The organism is Acidomonas methanolica, from assembly GCF_004346035.1.
GTDB lineage: Bacteria > Pseudomonadota > Alphaproteobacteria > Acetobacterales > Acetobacteraceae > Acidomonas > Acidomonas methanolica.
Map to the genome: position 1 here is coordinate 35,857 of NZ_SLZN01000012.1, position 17,770 is coordinate 53,626.

Annotated in this window: 17 protein-coding genes; 12 read left to right on the plus strand and 5 right to left on the minus strand. The window is 63.5% G+C overall.

Features of this window, described 5'->3' with window-relative positions; translation table 11 throughout:
* Window positions 1-184 precede the first annotated feature (184 nt).
* The 12 genes from EDC31_RS10205 (at window position 185) to EDC31_RS10260 (ending at window position 12,179) form a co-directional block, all read left to right on the plus strand.
* Window positions 185-2,182 carry a conjugal transfer protein TraG gene (locus tag EDC31_RS10205; protein WP_042062339.1) on the plus strand — a complete coding sequence of 666 codons (1,998 nt, stop codon included), beginning with the start codon at window positions 185-187 and terminating at the stop codon, window positions 2,180-2,182.
* Between the two features lie 7 nt (window positions 2,183-2,189).
* The gene (locus EDC31_RS10210; protein WP_042062325.1) at window positions 2,190-2,621 is read left to right on the plus strand and encodes a hypothetical protein; all 432 of its coding nucleotides are present in this window, start codon (window positions 2,190-2,192) and stop codon (window positions 2,619-2,621) included.
* 147 nt (window positions 2,622-2,768) lie between these two features.
* Complete coding sequence (trbB, locus tag EDC31_RS10215; RefSeq protein ID WP_042062324.1) at window positions 2,769-3,773, plus strand: P-type conjugative transfer ATPase TrbB; 1,005 nt, start codon at window positions 2,769-2,771, stop codon at window positions 3,771-3,773.
* On the plus strand, window positions 3,770-4,138 hold the full coding sequence (locus EDC31_RS10220) for a TrbC/VirB2 family protein (RefSeq protein ID WP_186820010.1): 369 nt from the start codon (window positions 3,770-3,772) through the stop codon (window positions 4,136-4,138). The genes trbB and EDC31_RS10220 overlap by 4 nt, the downstream gene beginning before the upstream one ends.
* Entirely contained in the window at window positions 4,138-4,416 is a 279-nt protein-coding gene (locus EDC31_RS10225) for a VirB3 family type IV secretion system protein (RefSeq protein ID WP_042062323.1), read from the plus strand. Before EDC31_RS10220 ends, EDC31_RS10225 begins: the two co-directional genes overlap by 1 nt.
* Before the next feature lie 11 nt (window positions 4,417-4,427).
* On the plus strand, window positions 4,428-6,863 hold the full coding sequence (gene trbE / locus EDC31_RS10230) for a conjugal transfer protein TrbE (protein WP_132127032.1): 2,436 nt from the start codon (window positions 4,428-4,430) through the stop codon (window positions 6,861-6,863).
* Window positions 6,860-7,663: a P-type conjugative transfer protein TrbJ gene (trbJ, locus tag EDC31_RS10235; RefSeq protein WP_132127033.1), complete on the plus strand. Its 804-nt coding sequence runs from the start codon at window positions 6,860-6,862 to the stop codon at window positions 7,661-7,663. Before trbE ends, trbJ begins: the two co-directional genes overlap by 4 nt.
* Before the next feature lie 5 nt (window positions 7,664-7,668).
* Window positions 7,669-9,087: a P-type conjugative transfer protein TrbL gene (gene trbL / locus EDC31_RS10240; protein WP_042058531.1), complete on the plus strand. Its 1,419-nt coding sequence runs from the start codon at window positions 7,669-7,671 to the stop codon at window positions 9,085-9,087.
* Window positions 9,087-9,770, plus strand: coding sequence for a conjugal transfer protein TrbF (gene trbF, locus EDC31_RS10245; RefSeq protein ID WP_042058533.1), 684 nt, complete (start codon window positions 9,087-9,089; stop codon window positions 9,768-9,770). Before trbL ends, trbF begins: the two co-directional genes overlap by 1 nt.
* The gene (gene trbG, locus EDC31_RS10250; protein ID WP_042058535.1) at window positions 9,767-10,768 is read left to right on the plus strand and encodes a P-type conjugative transfer protein TrbG; all 1,002 of its coding nucleotides are present in this window, start codon (window positions 9,767-9,769) and stop codon (window positions 10,766-10,768) included. The genes trbF and trbG overlap by 4 nt, the downstream gene beginning before the upstream one ends.
* Entirely contained in the window at window positions 10,765-11,949 is a 1,185-nt protein-coding gene (locus EDC31_RS10255) for a TrbI/VirB10 family protein (RefSeq protein ID WP_042058537.1), read from the plus strand. The genes trbG and EDC31_RS10255 overlap by 4 nt, the downstream gene beginning before the upstream one ends.
* Complete coding sequence (locus EDC31_RS10260; protein WP_042058539.1) at window positions 11,946-12,179, plus strand: DUF2274 domain-containing protein; 234 nt, start codon at window positions 11,946-11,948, stop codon at window positions 12,177-12,179. The genes EDC31_RS10255 and EDC31_RS10260 overlap by 4 nt, the downstream gene beginning before the upstream one ends.
* Window positions 12,180-12,181: 2 nt before the next feature.
* Here the strand turns inward: EDC31_RS10260 and EDC31_RS10265 are convergent, their stop codons facing one another.
* The 5 genes from EDC31_RS10265 to EDC31_RS10285 all read right to left on the minus strand — a co-directional run bounded on the left by EDC31_RS10265 (window position 12,182) and on the right by EDC31_RS10285 (window position 17,634).
* Window positions 12,182-13,096, minus strand: coding sequence for a LysR family transcriptional regulator (locus tag EDC31_RS10265; protein ID WP_042058541.1), 915 nt, complete (start codon window positions 13,094-13,096; stop codon window positions 12,182-12,184).
* Between the two features lie 46 nt (window positions 13,097-13,142).
* Window positions 13,143-14,561 (minus strand): efflux transporter outer membrane subunit, encoded by a 1,419-nt coding sequence (locus tag EDC31_RS10270; protein ID WP_042058543.1) that lies wholly within the window; start codon window positions 14,559-14,561, stop codon window positions 13,143-13,145.
* On the minus strand, window positions 14,558-16,111 hold the full coding sequence (locus EDC31_RS10275; RefSeq protein WP_042058545.1) for an MFS transporter: 1,554 nt from the start codon (window positions 16,109-16,111) through the stop codon (window positions 14,558-14,560). Before EDC31_RS10275 ends, EDC31_RS10270 begins: the two co-directional genes overlap by 4 nt.
* Window positions 16,108-17,187 carry an HlyD family secretion protein gene (locus tag EDC31_RS10280; protein WP_243697801.1) on the minus strand — a complete coding sequence of 360 codons (1,080 nt, stop codon included), beginning with the start codon at window positions 17,185-17,187 and terminating at the stop codon, window positions 16,108-16,110. Before EDC31_RS10280 ends, EDC31_RS10275 begins: the two co-directional genes overlap by 4 nt.
* Before the next feature lie 63 nt (window positions 17,188-17,250).
* Window positions 17,251-17,634, minus strand: coding sequence for a carboxymuconolactone decarboxylase family protein (locus EDC31_RS10285; RefSeq protein ID WP_042058548.1), 384 nt, complete (start codon window positions 17,632-17,634; stop codon window positions 17,251-17,253).
* Between the last annotated feature and the right edge of the window lie 136 nt (window positions 17,635-17,770).

Below are 17,770 nucleotides of genomic sequence, written 5' to 3' on the forward strand. Positions count from 1 at the left end.
GCGTCCTTTCTTTTTGTCTATCTTCCGTAAGATACGGATTTCTGTTCAGCGGTGCAAGGCCGGAAACCGCAACGCGCCAGTATTTCTTCGCTCCTGCCCGCTCTGGTACGATGAGTGCCAGATCCTGCTTGCGTCCCAGAAAATCGCGGTTCTTCGCTATCTCCCATGACAAGGGGAGGACATGATGGACCAGCCGGGAACACGGATTCAGTGGGGGCAGGCATTCGTGGTCCTGTCCATGATCGTGCTGTCCTGGTGGACGGCGACACAATGGACGGCGTGGGAACTGGCGTTCCAGCCGGAACTCGGCCGACCGTGGTTCACGGTCCTGCACCGTTGGCCGGTCTATGCCCCGCCGCTGTTTTTCTGGTGGTGGTACGAGTTCGATGCCTACGCCCCAGCGGTGTTTGCCCGTGGGGCGTGGATCGCGGGTTCCGGCGGGGTGCTGGCTTTTAGCGCAGCCGTGGCGCTGTCAGTCTATCGTGCTCGCGAGGCGAAGCGGGCCGCGACCTATGGCTCTGCCCGCTGGGCCGAAGATGCGGAAATCTGCGCGGCGGGGCTGTTGGGCGAAAATGGCGTTGTGCTGGGCAAATACCGCCGGGCCTATCTCCGACATGATGGCCCCGAGCATGTCCTGATCTTCGCGCCGACGCGCACCGGCAAGGGGGTGGGCATGGTGATCCCCACACTTCTGACCTGGCCGGGTTCGGCCATCATTCATGACATCAAGGGCGAGAACTGGCAGATCACCGCCGGTTTCCGGAATCGCTTCGGGCGGGTGCTGCTGTTCGATCCCACCAATCCGGCCTCCTCGGCCTACAATCCGCTGCTGGAGGTCCGGCGCGGGGCGTCGGAGGTCCGCGACGTGCAGAACATCGCCGATATTCTGGTAGATCCCGAAGGATCGCTGGAACGGCGCAACCACTGGGAAAAGACCTCCCATGCCCTGCTGGTCGGGGCGATTCTGCATGTGCTTTACGCCGAGGACGACAAGACCCTCGCCGGGGTGGCGAAATTCCTCTCCGACCCGAAACGGTCGATCGAGGCGACCCTGTCCGCCATGATGCGCACGAACCATCTGGACGGGAAGGGGCCGCATCCCGTCGTGGCGTCGGCCGCGCGGGAACTGCTCAACAAATCGGACAACGAGCGCTCCGGCGTGCTGTCCACCGCCATGTCGTTTCTTGGTCTCTACCGTGATCCGGTGGTGGCGACGGTGACCAGTCGCTGCGAATGGCGGATCAGTGATCTGCTGGAGGGTGAACAGCCTGTCTCCCTGTATTTCGTCATCCCGCCCTCGGACATCAGCCGTACCAAGCCGCTGATCCGCCTGATCCTCAACCAGATCGGGCGACGGCTGACGGAGGATCTGTCCGGCCGGGAGGGGCGGCGTCGCCTGCTGCTGATGCTCGACGAGTTTCCTGCCCTTGGCCGGCTGGATTTCTTCGAGAGCGCTCTGGCCTTCATGGCAGGCTATGGGATCAAGGCGTTCCTGATCGCCCAGAGCCTGAATCAGATCGACAAGGCATACGGTCAGAACAACAGCATCCTGGATAATTGCCATGTCCGGGTCAGTTTCGCCACCAACGATGAGCGCACGGCAAAGCGGGTATCCGATGGTCTGGGGGTGGCCACAGAAATCCGGTCGCAGAAGAACTATGCCGGCCACCGGCTGTCGCCCTGGCTCGGGCATCTCATGGTGTCACGGCAGGAGAGCGCACGCCCCCTGATGACGGTCGGCGAGGTGATGCAGCTTCCGGCGCGCGATGAGGTGGTCATGGTGGCGGGCTGCCCGCCGATCAGGGCGCGGAAGGCGCGGTATTTCCGGGACCGCCGGTTCGTCGAGCGCGTGCTGCTACCGCCGGATCCCACGCAATTGCCACGGCCCGTGCGACCTGATGACTGGAGTGGCCGCACGCTTCCTGCCACCCCGCCGCCGGAGAAAACGTCGGCGGCGGAGCCTGACAGGCCCGACGATGCCGATAGCGATGAATCGCTCGGCACGGGGCGGAAATGGTCGCGCGAGCATGATCCGGCGCAGACCGGCAAACGCAAGCGGCGTACGGCACCGGACCTTTTTGGTGAGGAACCACCACAGGATCCAGAAGCGCGGGATCGTGCCGACCTGACGCGGATTGCCCGGCAGGCCGGGCTCGACCGTGGCAATGACCTTGGGTTGTGAGGGTGCAATGAGAATATCCCAGAAGAAGGTGCGGCTGTCGGTGTATCTGGAACCGAAACTGCTCGATGCCCTGACCGCGCACGCTACGCGGCGCGATCTCTCCCTTTCCCTGGTGGCGGAAGCGGCTATCGCATCCTTTCTGTCGCCCGATGCTGATGAGCGACGGGAAGCGGCGATGAGTCGCAGGCTGGATCGTCTAGACCGGCAGGTCGCCCGTATGGAGCGCGATCTTGGGATCAGCCTTGAGACGCTGGCTCTGTTCATCCGCTACTGGATGATGGTCAGCCCACCCTTGCCGGAACCGGCAGCTGCTGCCGCGCGGGCACAGGGGGCGGAACGCTACGAAGCGTTCGTGGCTGCCCTTGGCCGACGACTCAGTCGGGGACCGGTCTTTCGGCAGGAGATTCCCGACGATGTGCCTCCAGCGCCAGAAACCTGATCCCGCAATCCGCAAGTAAAAACCGCATCCCCTACGATTCTGTACGATCGTAGGAAAATACTGTTGAAATCGGGAGAAAGCAGCACTCTCTAATTGTCCCCGTCGTCGTCCGGAGAGGCCGGATGACCCGCAGAGGCGGGGATTTTCATGGCGGTCACATCGATTGAAAGTGGAGCCCGACAGCGTGGCATGTCCATGCTGCGCACGGCGATGGGACCGGCGATCGCGGGGCATCTTGCTGATCCTGCCGTGGTCGAGGTGATGCTTAATCCCGATGGACGGTTGTGGATCGACCGCCTGTCCGAGGGGCTGGGTGATACCGGGGAGACGATCACACCGGCTGACGCCGAACGCATCGTGCGACTGGTCGCACATCATGTCGGGGCGGAGGTGCATGAAGCGGCGCCGCGTGTTTCGGCGGAACTCCCGACGGGCGAGCGTTTCGAGGGTTTGCTCCCACCCGTAGTGACGGCACCGAGTTTTGCGATCCGCAAGCCCGCCGTCGCCGTGTTCACGCTCGACGATTATGTCGAAGCCGGGATCATGGAAGAAGGGCAGGCGGCATATCTTCGCCAGGCAGTCGCGGACCGTAAAAATATCCTGGTCGCGGGCGGCACATCCACAGGCAAGACCACGCTGGTCAACGCCCTGCTGGCCGAAGTTGCTAAAACCGACGACCGCGTGGTGCTGATCGAGGATACGCGCGAACTGCAATGCCGGGCGCCCAATCTCGTATCGCTGCGCACCCGTGATGGTGTCGTCACGTTGTCCGAACTGGTCCGCTCAGCGCTACGGCTGCGCCCTGACCGTATTCCCATCGGCGAGGTGCGTGGCCCGGAGGCGCTCGACCTCCTCAAGGCGTGGGGCACGGGGCATCCCGGTGGGATTGGCACGCTCCATGCTGGCACCGCCATCGGCGCGCTGCATCGCATGGAGCAACTGATTCAGGAAATCGTCGTCACCGTCCCGCGCGCCCTGATTGCGGAAACCATTGACGTCATCGCCGTGCTGTCCGGGCGTGGCACGGCGCGCCGCCTGTCCGAACTGGCCACAGTGGATGGCCTCGATCCCGTGACGGGAGCCTATCACATCCGGCCCGCCAGCCTTCCATCTTCCGAAACATCATTCTCTGACAATGGAGAGTCATCATGAGGACGCCTTCACGTCTGCGCGCCATCGTGTGCGCCGTTGCACGGCCTGATCGGCATGTGCCGGATATCCGCATGTTCGGAACGTCCACGCTTCTGTCGCTGTTTTTCGTATCGTCGGCCTGGGCGTCCGGCTCCGGCATGCCGTGGGAAAACCCGCTCAACGAGATCCTGGAATCCGTGCAGGGGCCGGTCGCTAAGATCGTCTCTGTGATCATCATCACCGTGACCGGTCTGACCCTGGCCTTCGGGGAAACATCCGGCGGGTTCCGTCGACTGATCCAGATTGTCTTTGGACTCAGCATCGCTTTTGCCGCCAGCTCGTTTTTTCTGTCCTTCTTCTCCTTCTCGGGCGGGGCGTTGATCTGATGGCCGCCGGATATGATGATGACGCGGTGTCGGGCTTTCATGTCCCGGTGCATCGCTCCCTGACCGACCCGATCCTGCTGGGCGGCGCTCCGCGTGCCGTCGCCATTGCCAATGGTACGCTGGCGGCTGCGATCGCACTGGGCCTGCGCCTGTGGCTGATCGGGGCCGTCTTCTGGGTCGTCGGGCACACGCTGGCGGTCTGGGGCGCCAAGCGCGATCCGTTCTTCATCGAGGTGGGGCGGCGGCATCTCCGCTACCCCGCCTGGCTGCGGGCATAGGGAGACCGGCCATGATGTCCCTTGGCGAATATCGTAACCGGAATTCCCTCCTATCGGATTTCCTTCCCTGGGCGGCGCTGGTCGAAAATGGGGTTGTCCTGAACAAGGACGGTTCCTTCCAGCGCACGGCACGTATCCGTGGTCCCGATCTGGATAGCGCAACACCTGCCGAACTGGTGGGTGTCACGGGGCGTCTGAACAATGCCCTGCGCCGGCTCGGTTCAGGTTGGGCCGTGTTCGTGGAAGCGCAGCGCGTCCCGGCAACGCTTTATCCCGAGAGCGATTTTCCCGACGCCGCTTCACAGATGGTCGACCTGGAGCGTCGGGAACAGTTTGAGGATGAGGGCGCGCATTTCGAGAGCCGGTATTTCCTGACCCTGGTGTGGCTGCCACCGGCGGAATCATCAGGTCGCGCCGAGCGTTTTCTTTATGAGGGTAGAGAACGCGAAGGGCCGGACCCGCATGGCATACTGAATTCTTTCATTGATCGCACCGATCGGATGCTGGCCCTGCTGGACGGGTTCATGCCCGAGGCGGCATGGCTGAACGATGGCGAAACGCTGACGTATCTCCATTCCACCATTTCGACACGGAACCAGCGCGTCAGGGTGCCAGAAATTCCGATGCACCTCGACGCCCTGCTGGTCGATCAGCCGCTCGTGGGTGGGCTGGAGCCGAAGCTCGGTGATGCCTATCTGAAAACTCTGACCATTACCGGTTTCCCATCGCGGACGTTTCCCGGAATCCTTGATGACCTGAACCGGTTGGCGATGCCCTATCGCTGGTCCACGCGGGCGATCCTGCTGGACAAGACCGATGCGACGAAGGTGCTGACGAAGATCCGGCGGCAGTGGTTCGCAAAACGCAAGAGTATTGTGGCCATTGTTCGGGAGGTCATGACCAACGAGGCCTCGGTTCTGGTGGACAATGACGCCGCCAACAAAGCGGCGGATGCCGATCTGGCGTTGCAATCTCTTGGTGCCGATGATGTCGGGCAGGCCTATATTACGGCGACCGTCACGGTGTGGGACGGTTCCGCCTCCATCGCCGCGGAGAAGCTGCGGCTGGTCGAGAAAATCATTCAGGGTCGCGACTTCACCTGCATGGCGGAAAGTCTCAACGCGGTGGAGGCGTGGCTCGGCTCCTTGCCCGGTCACGTCTACGCCAATGTCCGCCAGCCCCCGGTCTCGACCCTGAATCTGGCCCACATGATCCCGCTCTCCGCCGTGTGGGCGGGACCGGACCGGGATGTGCATTTCAAGGCGCCGCCGCTGTTCTACGGCAAGACCGCCGGGGCCACGCCGTTTCGGTTTTCTCTCCATGCCAGCGACGTGGGGCACACGCTGATCGCGGGACCGACCGGAGCAGGCAAGAGTGTGCTGCTGGCCCTGATGGCATTGCAGTTCCGCCGGTACGTGGGAGCGCAGATCTTCGCCTTCGATTTCGGTGGCTCCATGCGCGCCGCCACGCTCGGCATGGGCGGAGACTGGCACGATCTCGGGGGCGGTCTGACGAAGGATCAGGCTGATGGTGTTCCCGCCGTCTCGCTCCAGCCGCTGGCGCGGATCGATGATCCCGACGAGCGCAAATGGGCCAACGAATGGCTGGGGCAGATCCTTGTCGCAGAAGGGGTGACGCTGACCCCCGACGTCAAGGCGTATCTCTGGTCGGCGCTGAATTCCCTGGCGTCATCGCCGGTTCAGGAGCGGACCCTGTCCGGCCTGATAGCGTTGCTCCAGTCCAACGCCCTGAAACAGGCGTTGGCCCCATACTGCCTGGGTGGTCCGTATGGTCGCCTGCTGGATGCGGATGCCGAGCGGCTGGGTGATGCCGATGTGATGGTGTTCGAGACCGAGGGGCTGATTGGTTCCGGCGCTGCCTCTTCCGTTCTGTCCTACCTGTTTCATCGCATTGAGGGACGGCTGGACGGCCGCCCGACGCTACTGGTTATCGATGAGGGCTGGCTGGTGCTGGATGACGGGAATTTCTCCGGTCAGTTGCGGGAGTGGCTGAAAACGCTGCGTAAGAAAAACGCCAGCGTCATCTTCGCGACGCAGTCCCTGTCGGATATCGCCAATTCACCCATCGCCCCGGCCGTGGTGGAAAGTTGCCCGACGCGGATCTTCCTGCCGAACGAGCGCGCCATCGAACCGCAGATCATGGCGATTTATCGCGACTTCGGTCTGAATGACCGGCAGATCGCCATTATCTCGCGTGCCGCGTCGAAGCGGGAGTATTATTGCCAGACCCAGCGGGGAAACAGGCTGTTTGAACTCGGTCTTGGTCCGGTGGCGCTGGCGCTGTGCGCCGCGTCCGGCAAGGACGACCACAGGCTGATCGATGCGGTTCTGGCGGAACATGGGCGGGAGGACTTTCTCCCTGCCTGGTTCGAGGCGCGTGGTGTCATGTGGGCGGCTGACCTTCTGCGGGAAGGGGGTGTGCCATGACGGAAAAGTCTTTCCGGCCTTGGGCTGAATTTTTCGGTCGTGCGAGCGAAAAACATTTCCGACGGGGTGTTCTTCTGACGTCTGCAATGCTGGCGGTTTGCGGGACATTCTCTCCCTTGCATCCGGCCCATGCCCAATGGGCGGTATATGACGGCGCGAACCACATCCAGAACGTGCTGATCGCGGCCCGCACGCTCCAGCAGATCGACAACCAGATCACCTCTCTCGCCAATCAGGCCCAGATGCTCGTCAACCAGGGGCGCAATCTGGCGAGCCTGCCGCTGTCCACATTGTCGACGTTGCAATCGACGATTTCCCAGACCACGGCGCTCCTCGCGCAGGCGCAGCACATTGCCTACAGCGTCCAGTCCGTTGAGCAGCAGTATCAGCAGGCGTATACCTCCGTCTCTTCAGGCATGTCCGACGGCGCACTGTTTTCTCAGGCGCAGACCCGTTGGCAGAATTCCGTCGGTGGGTTTGAGGACGCCCTGAAGCTGCAGGCGCGGGTGGTGGGCAACATCCCCAGCGACAGTTTGGCCATGAGCCAGCTTGTGTCTTCCAGCCAGACCTCCACCGGGGCGTTGCAGGCTGCTCAGGCGGGCAATCAGCTTCTGGCCCTGCAATCACGCCAGCTTTCTGACATTCAGGCCGAACTTGCCGCCAATGGGCGGGCCTCGGCCCTGCAACAGGCGCGCGAGGCCGCAACGGAAGCGGAGAGCGAAGCGCAATACCAGCATTTCTCCCAGCATGACGCTTACGTGCCCGGCACCGTGTCGATGTTCGGCAGCAGCGGGAACTGACCGCCATGGCCACCAATGATGTCGGCGTTATCGATATCTTCCTGAACACTTTCACCTCCACCATCGACAGTGGGTTCGGCCTGGTGAAGGGCAACGTGATCTCACTGGCCGGAACACTGTCCGTGCTGGATATCGCTTTGGCCGGGTTGTTCTGGGCCTGGGCGGCGGATGAGGACATCATCCAGCGTCTGGTGAAGAAGACGCTGTATATCGGGTTCTTCGCCTGGGTCATCAACGATTTCGATGCGCTCTCGAAGATTGTCTTCGACAGCTTCGCGGTCCTCGGTCTGAAAGTCGGCGGTGGAACGCTGGCACTTTCGGATTTCCTGCGTCCCGGTCGTCTGGCCTCGACCGGTTTCGATGCGGCCCAGCCGCTTCTGGACTCTGTCCATAATCTTCTTGGCCCGGTCGCCTTCTTTACGAATTTCATCCAGATCTTCGTGCTCTGCCTGTCCTGGCTGATCGTGCTGGCGGCATTCTTTATTCTGGCCGTGCAGCTTTTTGTCGCCCTGATCGAATTCAAGCTGACCACGCTGGCAGGCTTCGTGCTGATCCCGTTCGCCCTGTTCAATCGCACCGCCTTTCTGGCCGAGAAGGTGCTGGGCAATGTTGTCTCGTCGGGTGTGAAGATCATGGTGCTGGCGGTGATCTCTGCCATCGCCTCGGTGCTCTTCAAACAGTTCACCATCTCCTACGGCAGCGATGTTCCCACGATCGGGCAATCTGTATCGGTGGTGCTGGCTTCGCTCGCGATTGTTGGGCTCTCCATTTTTGGTGGCAGCATCGCCAATGGGCTGATCTCCGGCGCACCCCAGCTTGGCGCGGGGGCCGCTGTCGGCACTGGGATGGCGGTGGGCGCCATGGGTGCTGCGGCGGTGGCGGGCGTTGGAGCCGTTGCCTCTGGCGGTGCCGCCGCCATCGGTGCGACCGCTGCTGCTGCGCGGGGAGGGGCCGCGATCGCCGGGGCGGCCACGTCCGCCTATTCGGCCGGAGCCGCCGGCGCCTCTGGTGGCGCGGGCAGCATGGCTGCCGGGATCGGAGGCATGGGCCGGGCTGTCGGCGGGAATATCGCGAAAGCCGCCAAAGGGGCGGCCTCGCGTGCAGGTTCCTCCCTGAAGGGAAGTTACGCCGCCGGCGGACGCTGGGCCGCGCGCGGGATGGGGGGCGACAGTCCAACGGGCGATGGCGGTGACGGCAGTTCATCCGGTGGTGGTGGTGACCCCACGGGTAGCGGCCCTGCCGGTTCTGGTCCGTCTGGTCCCGATGGCGGTTCCGGTCCGACAACCGGCGGCGAGCCACCGCGCTGGGCACGGAGCATGAAGCGCCGCAATGCCGCAGCCCATGCCGCCGAGGCTGCCCATGTTATCCGCTCCGCTGATGGTGGGGGCGGGGCGGCATCCATCGACCTCTCGGAGAAAGAATGATGTTCCGTCGCTCCACCATACGTTACGGGACCACGCCCGAGCCCGTGACACCCTATCAGAAAGCAGCACAGATCTGGGATGACCGCATCGGCTCCGCCCGCGTCCAGGCCCGCAACTGGCGGCTGATGGCCTTCAGCTCATTAGTCCTGTCCGCCGGACTTGGCGCGGGACTGATCTGGCAATCTATGCGGGGGACCGTTGTGCCCTGGGTCGTGCAGGTCGATCGGCTGGGGCAGGCGCAGGTCGTCGCTCCGGCGACAGCGGGTTATACGCCTGCCGACCCGCAGATCGCCTGGTATCTGGCGCAGTTCATTGGCGATGTCCGTGGTCTGTCGTCCGATGCCGTTGTGGTCCGGCACAACTGGCTGCGGGCCTATGACTTCACCACCACGTCGGGTGCGGTGGCATTGAACGATTATGCCCGTCTCAACGATCCGTTCTCGCGCATCGGACATGAACAGGTGGAGGTGGATATCGCCTCGGTGATCCGCGCCTCGCCCGGCAGTTTCCGTGTTGCCTGGACCGAGCGGCATTACCGCGATGGCGCCTTTACGGGCACGGAGCGATGGACAGCCATTGTGTCCATCGTGCTGCGTACGCCGCGTGATGCCGATCATCTCCGTAAAAACCCGCTGGGTATCTACGTGTCCGCCATCAACTGGTCGAAGGAGCTTGGTCAATGATTCGTATGGTCATGCGCGCGTTTCCAGTGGTGCTGCTCGCCCTGTCCGCCTGCGCGGGACAGTATCATCCACCTGTCATCCGTTATGACGATGCCGCACGCGCAACGAGACTTCCCGATCCACCGAAGCCGGTTCAGGTGGTGGAAGTCCCGAAAATCCTTCCCCTGCCGGGCCAGCTCAAGCCGCTGCCATCCCGGCGCACGGCCCATCCGGCCCCCGAAATCGTTGATCCGACCGTGCGCGTTACGCAGGCCAATCTGGCCGCCCGCATCCAGCCCACACGGGCCGGGTTCATCAACGCGGTGCAGGTCTATCCCTACAGTCCGGGCGCTCTCTATCAGGTCTACGCCTCGCCTGGAGAAATCACTGACATCATACTCCAGCAGGGTGAAAAGCTGGTGGGCACCGGACCGGTGGCGGCCGGGGATACGGTGCGCTGGATTATCGGTGATACCGAAAGCGGGGCAGGGACGACGAAACGCATCCATATTCTGGTCAAGCCCACGCGCCCGGATCTCACCACCAACCTGATCGTCAATACCGACCGACGGACCTATCTGGCGGAGCTGCGCTCCACGCCCGCGACCTACATGGCGTCGGTATCGTGGAATTACCCCGAGGATGGCCTGATCGCCCTGCATCGGCAGGACAGCGCGGCAGAGGACGAAGCGCCGGTGGATGCGGGCCTCACTCTCGACGCCCTGAATTTCCGCTACGCCATCCAGCCGGTAAAAGGGGGCACACCACCCTGGCTTCCCAACCGTGCCTTTGATGATGGTCACAGGGTCTATATCGCCTTTCCGGCCGGGATCGGGCAGGGCGAACTGCCGCCCCTGTTCGTGCTGGGGGCCGATGGCGGCCCTGAACTGGTCAATTATCGGGTTCGGCAGAATTGGATGGTCGTGGATCGGCTATTTGCCGCTGCCGAGCTGCGGCTGGGGGATAAACACTCCGAGCAGCGGGTGCGCATTGTCCGGACGGATGGCAGGAAGTCATGAGTGGGGAAACCCCGGCAGGCGAGGGTAATCCTGCCGCACCAGCAGCATCCCCGCCGCCCGATCTGCGCCTGCGGGCGGAACGCCCGCGTGTGGTGCGGCTGTCACGCACCGTGGTCTGGTCATTGGGAGGTGTGGGCATGATCGCGGTGGCGTTCGCTCTGGGCTACGCGCTGGAAAGCAGCCGTCAGACGGTTCCCCCGGCTGCGTCCCAGGATACGGATGCCCACCCGTCCGCCGATGGTCTGGCAGGGCTGCCGTCCGATTATGTCGGCAAAGACGTGCCGAAGCTGGGACCAGCTCTTCCCGGTGATCTGGGGCATACCATCCTGCACGCGCAGGAGCAGGGAAAGACCGTGTCAGGCGGCGATGACCGCCGTGCGCAACAGGAGATCGAAGCCGCGATCGCCAGCCGCCTGTTCGTGCAGACGGGCACAGGGAAACGGGACCAGGGCGGCGACCAGCCCGCTCCCGCCATGGCGGCCGCCTCCGGCTCTCAGGGGGCGGCGGTCCCTTCGGCGGACGCACAGACCGCCAACCGGGCGTTTCTGTCAGGCCAGCCAGATCGGCTGACCGTCAGCCCGGATCGCGTCATGCCGCCCGTCTCGCCCTATGTGCTCCAAGCCGGGACCGTGATCGCCGGCGCGCTGAACACGAAAATCAGTTCCGACCTTCCCGGCCAGATCGTCGGGCACGTCACCCAGAACGTCTATGACAGTCCGACCGGCCGTTACCTCCTGATCCCGCAGGGCGCCACGCTGTTCGGGGCCTATAACAGCAGCGTCTCCTTCGGGCAGCAGCGCACGCAGATCATCTGGACACGGCTGATCTTTCCGAACGGCGAGAGCCTCGTCCTGGAAAAGCTGCCGGGCGGCGACGCGATCGGCCAGTCCGGTCTGTCCGACGAGGTGAATAATCATTGGGGACAGCTTTTCAGGGCCGCGCTCGTGACCACGCTGCTCAGCGTGGGATCAGAGGCTGGAACCAGCCAGAGCGAGAACAATCTGGCCCAGGCCATCCGCAGCGGTGCCAGCAATGGCTTCTCGATGGTTGGCAATCGCCTGATCGATCGCAGCCTCAACGTCCAGCCAACGCTCACCGATCGGCCGGGGCTGCCGTTTACGATTCTTGTTGGACACGACCTGTTGCTCAAGCCTTACCAGAATGGAGGACGTCCACGATGACAGAGTTGAAGATCAGGGAGCTTCCCGACGAGAAACCGGTGAAAATGACTGTGGCGCTACCTCCCGATATTTATCGCGATCTGCTGGCTTATGCAGCACTTCTGTCCGGTAGTGACGGGGCAACGGATCCGGCCCGGCTGGTCGCGCCCATGCTCCGGCAGTTCATGATGTCGGATAAGGGGTTCGCTAGAGCACGGAGAAAGGAAAAAAGTCATCTGTCAGGAAAATAGTTTCATGGTCTGCGGGCTTCGATATATCGGGCGAAGCTCCGGGCGCAGGGATTCTCATTGTCGGGTCGCCAGACGATTCCGAATTCCAGATGAGAGGAACCGTTTGCGTCACGTATGTCCATGATTGCGACGTCGTGCCCATGCCGATCGCGGATCAGTGGCAACCACGAGGCGGGTAGCAGGGCGATGCCTTCGTTGTTCTGGACGAGTGCGACGATCCTGTTGCTGCCGATATCATGGCGTCGGATTTTTGGGCGGATCCCTGTCTCCCCGAGTTTGCGCTGGATAAGTGCCTCGAAGTCCTGACCCGCGTTGTCGCGTCCGATCAGGAACATCTGATGATTCAGGTCCGTCCAGGAGAGTTCTTGTCGTGCCGCCAATGGATGACCAGCCGGGAGAGCCGCCACGATGCGGTCGCTCCACAGAGGTGTGACCTGCAAGGCTGGCGCCAGATTGCGGCGCGTGACGACGGCGAAATCGATCTGCCCACGCTGGAGCCGTCGCAGCAATCTTTTGCCCGTGCCTTCGGAATATCGAAAGACGATATCAGGATGCGTGGTTCGGAACTCTGACGTGAAAGACAGGAGTCTTCCAGGCAGGACGCAGGTCTGGATGCCGATGGCGATCTGCCCGCTCTCGCCTTTACCTGTCCGGCGCGCACGAGCATTCATGCCGGCCACATTATCAAGGATCGTGTGGCTCCATCTGATGAATTCAAGACCGAATGTGGTGGGTGTGACACCGGCCGGGGAGCGGAGGAACAAGGTGACATTCAGTCGCTCCTCAAGGTTATGCAGGCATCGGCTGACGGCCGACTGCCTTGTGTTCAGGAATCGTGCCGCGCCGTGGATACTGCCGTGCTCCGCGATCGCCCGTACGCACAGCAGTTGCCACAGATCGAATGGTGGCCGTTTCATCCGGAGTTAACTTCGGATGGTGTGAAGAAGTCGCGATGCTGCGTCTTCATCCGCTGCCTCCCGAAAGGACGGGACGCCAACCACCCCCCAGTGCTTTATAGAGTGCGATGCTGACCAGAACTGTTTCTTGCTGGGTCGTCAATCCCTGATCGTGAATTCTGTCCGACGTAATGCCTTGCACAAGATATGGTGCCAGATCGTCCTCTCCATCTCGGTATTGTCGTTGAGCATGCAGGAGCTTTTCCTGGGCCGCGTGCAATTCGAGGCCTACGGACGAGAGCCGACTTTCGTTATCGCCTATCGTGGCGAGCCGGTCTTCCACATCGCGCAGCGCATTGAGCACGGCCTGCCGGTAACCCAGCCAGGCCGCGTCACGTTGCAGGCGCGCCGCGTCGATCTGCGCGGTGCGACGCCCTCCGGCGTAGATCGTCTCGCCGGCCGTGACGCCGAGTTGCCACAGAAGGCTGGCAGTGGTGAATGCCTGATGCAGCGTGCTGGTCGTCACCCCGAAATCCAGTGGGATCGCGACTTTCGGGTACAGGGAGGCGACCGCGACCCCGATCTCCGCACTGTCCCGCGCATAGCGGAATGTCGCGGCCTGGATATCCGGCCGGCGCGTCAGCACTTCGGAGGGAAGTGACGGCGGCCGCGCTGGCGGTAGAGGGATGGAAAGGTCCGCGCGCGGCGTCAACTGCATGGCCTCGGGTGTCGTCGCGGTCAGGATCGCGAGGGCGTTCTTCATCTCCGTGGCCTGCGCGAGAAGGGGCGGTACAGTCTGTTGGGCGGCGGCGAGATCCGCTTCGGCCTGATCCACATCGGCGTGGCCGCGCGCACCGGCGTGCCACTCATGTGTCACGAGATCACGCTGGCGAGCGACAAGGGCGATGCGGTCCTTCGCGACCTGAAGCCGGGCCAGGGCTGCGCACCACGTCACATAATCCGCGCCTACCTCCGCAAGCAGGCGCAGGCGCAGCCCGTCGAGTTCGGCTGCCATTTCGGCCTGCGATGCCCGTGCGGCTTCCGTCCGGCGCCGCGTCATCCCGAACAGGTCCAGTTCCCATGAACCGTCGAACCCGAGAGACCAGTACCGGTAATCTCCCGCACTCGCTCTAGGAGGCCACTGGATCGTCTGCGACTGACGTCTGTTCTCGGCGATACCGCCAAGGCCGATGACGGGTGACGACGCCGCCGCTTCGATCCGGATCTGGTCGCGCGCGGCCTCGACGCGTTTCTCTGCGGCGGCGAGGTCATTGTTGCGTGTCAGCGCCTCATGGATGAGGCGGCTCAGTTGCGGGTCGTGGAATCCGGCCCACCAGAGTTCATCCGGAACCGACAGGCTTGGGACGCCGGGCCGGCCCACCCATTGGGCCGGTCCCTCCGCATGGGGCGCGACATAATCCGGCCCGACGGTGCAGCCGGCGACGACCATGAGCGCAAGGATGGAGGCCGCACGCGCCATGTTCATGATCGCTCTCCCGGCCGATCGGCACCGGCCGGGGGCATGCAGGCAGCAATGACACAGGTTGCGGCCAGCATCAGCGCGAGGTCGGCCAGCAGCGTCGAAAAGCCGATGACGATCGATTGGTGTCGTACGAGTGCGCCGACCACCGATCGCGCACGGTGGTCCAGCAGGACCCGATCTGGCGTCGTCCAGGGCAGGGCGCCCAAGCCATTCCACGCTGCGAGCGTGCGGTGGTGTGGCTGGAGGCCGGTGCTGGCGAGCAGTTCGCCATAGCGTCCCTCAGCCCGCAGCCGCAGCCCGGTTGCCGCCCACGCGGTCGCGACGGTGCCGGCAAGGCTGCGCGCCACGTTGAAGATGGCGGCGGCATAAAGCCCCTCACTCGGCACCACGTCGCCCACGAACAGCATCAGCAAGGGTAGGAGAATCCACGGCAGGCCGATCCCCTGGAGGATCTGCCCCACGACAAAATTGTCGGGAATCCAGTCGCTGGTGACGTTGAGGTCGAGCAGGCAGGCCAGTGCGTTCAGTCCGAAGCCCAACACGAGAAAGGTCCGGGCTTCCATCCATCCGTAGCGCAGCGTCACGATGCAGGCCGGGTACGCAACGGCCTGCGGCCAGAACGCCGCGTCCAGCACCGGCGCGATCTGCTCTGGTCGGTAACCGGGTATATCGACGAGGAATGCCGGTACCAGACCACCGGAAAGGACCGATGCGAACTGATAGGGAATGGCGATCAGTGCGCCGAGCAGGGCATTGCGGCGGGTCAGCAATCGCGTCATCAGGATAGGGTGAACGACCCGGCGTCCCCCGAGCCAGAATGCTCCGAGCAGGAGTGCTGCACCGATGATGACGGCGGACAGGATCAGCGGCGTCTCCGACCAGTGCAGCCGGTTTCCCTGACTGAGGCCTCCACCAAGCAAAATGGTCCCCATTGAAAACAGCGTGACCACCCGCAGGTCGGCACGCGCGAACAACAGCCAGCGAATCCGCTCCCGCCATAGCCCGAGATATCCACAGACGAACGCGACCATTCCCAGCAGGATCGCGATCCAGAAGATCGCCGGCGTTCCCCAGCGTTCGACGAGCCAGACATCCAGCGATGCGGCGGCCTGCGGCGCCATCGTCGCCGCCGAGGCATAGAGCCCGATCGCCAGCGCGCGCCATGTCGGGGGGAAGGTCCGCAACTCGGTGATGATGGCGAGCGGAATGATGATTCCGGCGGCGAGCCCCATGCCCGATCGCGCCAGGATCATCACTGTCAAGTCATGCGTCATGGCCGCGATGGCGGACGAGGTCGCGAATAGCGTGATCGCGAGGAGCATGATCCGGCGCAGAGAGAAGATCACGGCGAGCCAGCATCCCAGGCCGACACCGACCGGCTCGAAGGCCAGATACCCTGCGGTCAGCCATGATCCTTCATCCGGGCCGATCCCCAGCGTGCCTTCGATATCCGGCAGCGACAGCGCGAAGAACCGCGTCGACATCATGACCATCCAGGCCGCGCAGACACCGCAGCTTCCCGTGAGAAGCTGTCCTCGCATCTCGGACGTCATGGCGCATCTCTCCGTATGGCGACGAGAGTCCGCACCGAGACGTGTGAGGACATACCGGGTCGCAGGAGGTCGATGCCCGCCTGATCCGGCTCGATGACGATCTTGACGGGAAATCTCTGAACGATATGGGTGAAATTGCCGGTAGCGTTGTCGGGTGGCAGCAGGGCCGTCTCGGCGCCCGACACGGGTCCGATGCTGTCCACATGCCCGCGAAAGGTGGCGCCGGGGAAGGCATCGATCGTGATCGACGCGGTCTGTCCGACTTGCATATGTGTCAGCTGCACCTCGCGGAAGTTCGCGACGATCCAGACGTCCGGCAGTGGCGCGACCCGTGCCACCTGGGTGCCGATACCGACATATTCGCCGACATAGACCATCCGCGCGGTGACCTGACCGGAGACAGGGCTGGCGATCCGCGTGTAGCCGAGGTCGATTGCGGCGAGTTCGCGCGCCGATACGGCTGCCGAGACGTCTTCTTGTGCCTGCACGCGTTTGGCGCGCAGCACGTCCTGAGCCCGGCGGGCCGCATCCACAAGGGCGGCGTCGCGATCCCGCTGCGCCGACAGACGGGCCAGATCGGCGTCCGCGATTTCGAGGTCGCGATGGGACGTGCTGCCGTCGGTAATGAGATCGTGCTGACGCCGTCGTTCCAGACGCCGTTGCGCGACATCGGCTTCCGCCATGCGTAATGCGGCTTCCGCCCCCGCGATCTGCGCCGTCTCCATCCCGATTTGCCGTTGCACGACCTCCAGCGCCGCTCTGGCCGCACCGAGCATGGCGTCCCTTTCGGCGAGATGGGCTCGATAATCATCGTCCTGGATCGTCACGAGGGTCTGGCTGGCATTGACCCGTGCGTTGTCCGCGACCGGAACCCGCGTGACGTATCCGGCGACGTGGGCGGAGAGCACGACCGTATCCGCATGCACGAAGGCGTCATTCGTGCTTTCGCAGTGCAGGCAGAGATCGATCGCGTCGCCATGCAGCCTCATCCGGGTCGCGAGGACCGCCCCGGATGCAACAAGGATCAGGCCCAGCGCCAAGATCCGCCCCCATCCGGCGGGCAGAACATGCTTCATCAGTCTGAACGGAAGCAGTCGTGCGCGATGCGTGCCGCCCGTGCCGGAAAAGCGGGGCAGGGCTTATCCTTCCGGCGTTCCGGCGAACACCTCGCCCGCAATCTGCAACGCGGCCAGGGCCGAGGGAACGCCGGCGATGATGCCTGTCTGCACGCAGATATCGGCGATTTCCCGGCGCGTCAGGCCCGCGCGCAGAGCCGAGCCGACACGCAGACGCAGCACGCCCGCCGCTGTGGCGCCAAGCGCCGCGCACGCGGCGATCATCACCGCTTCACGCAGTCGCGCATCCAGCCGCGTCTGGCCGTAAACATCGGCGAATTCCCATTCCATGACGAAACGGCCCAGTTCGGGTGCCGTCGTTGCCAGTGAATCGAGGAAGGCGGAGGCCGGTACGCCGGTGATCTCCTCGAAGGCGCGCTTGCCCTCAGTGAAACGTTCGTCTGACATGTGGTCTGTCTCCGATAATCGTTGAACTGGCCAAAAAGGCCGTCGTCGCGGCGCAAATCACTAATGACCGGACGGTAACTAAAATGCAGATACCAGGGGTCGTTCGTCAAGCGTATTTGCCGATCGGTCATCTGTT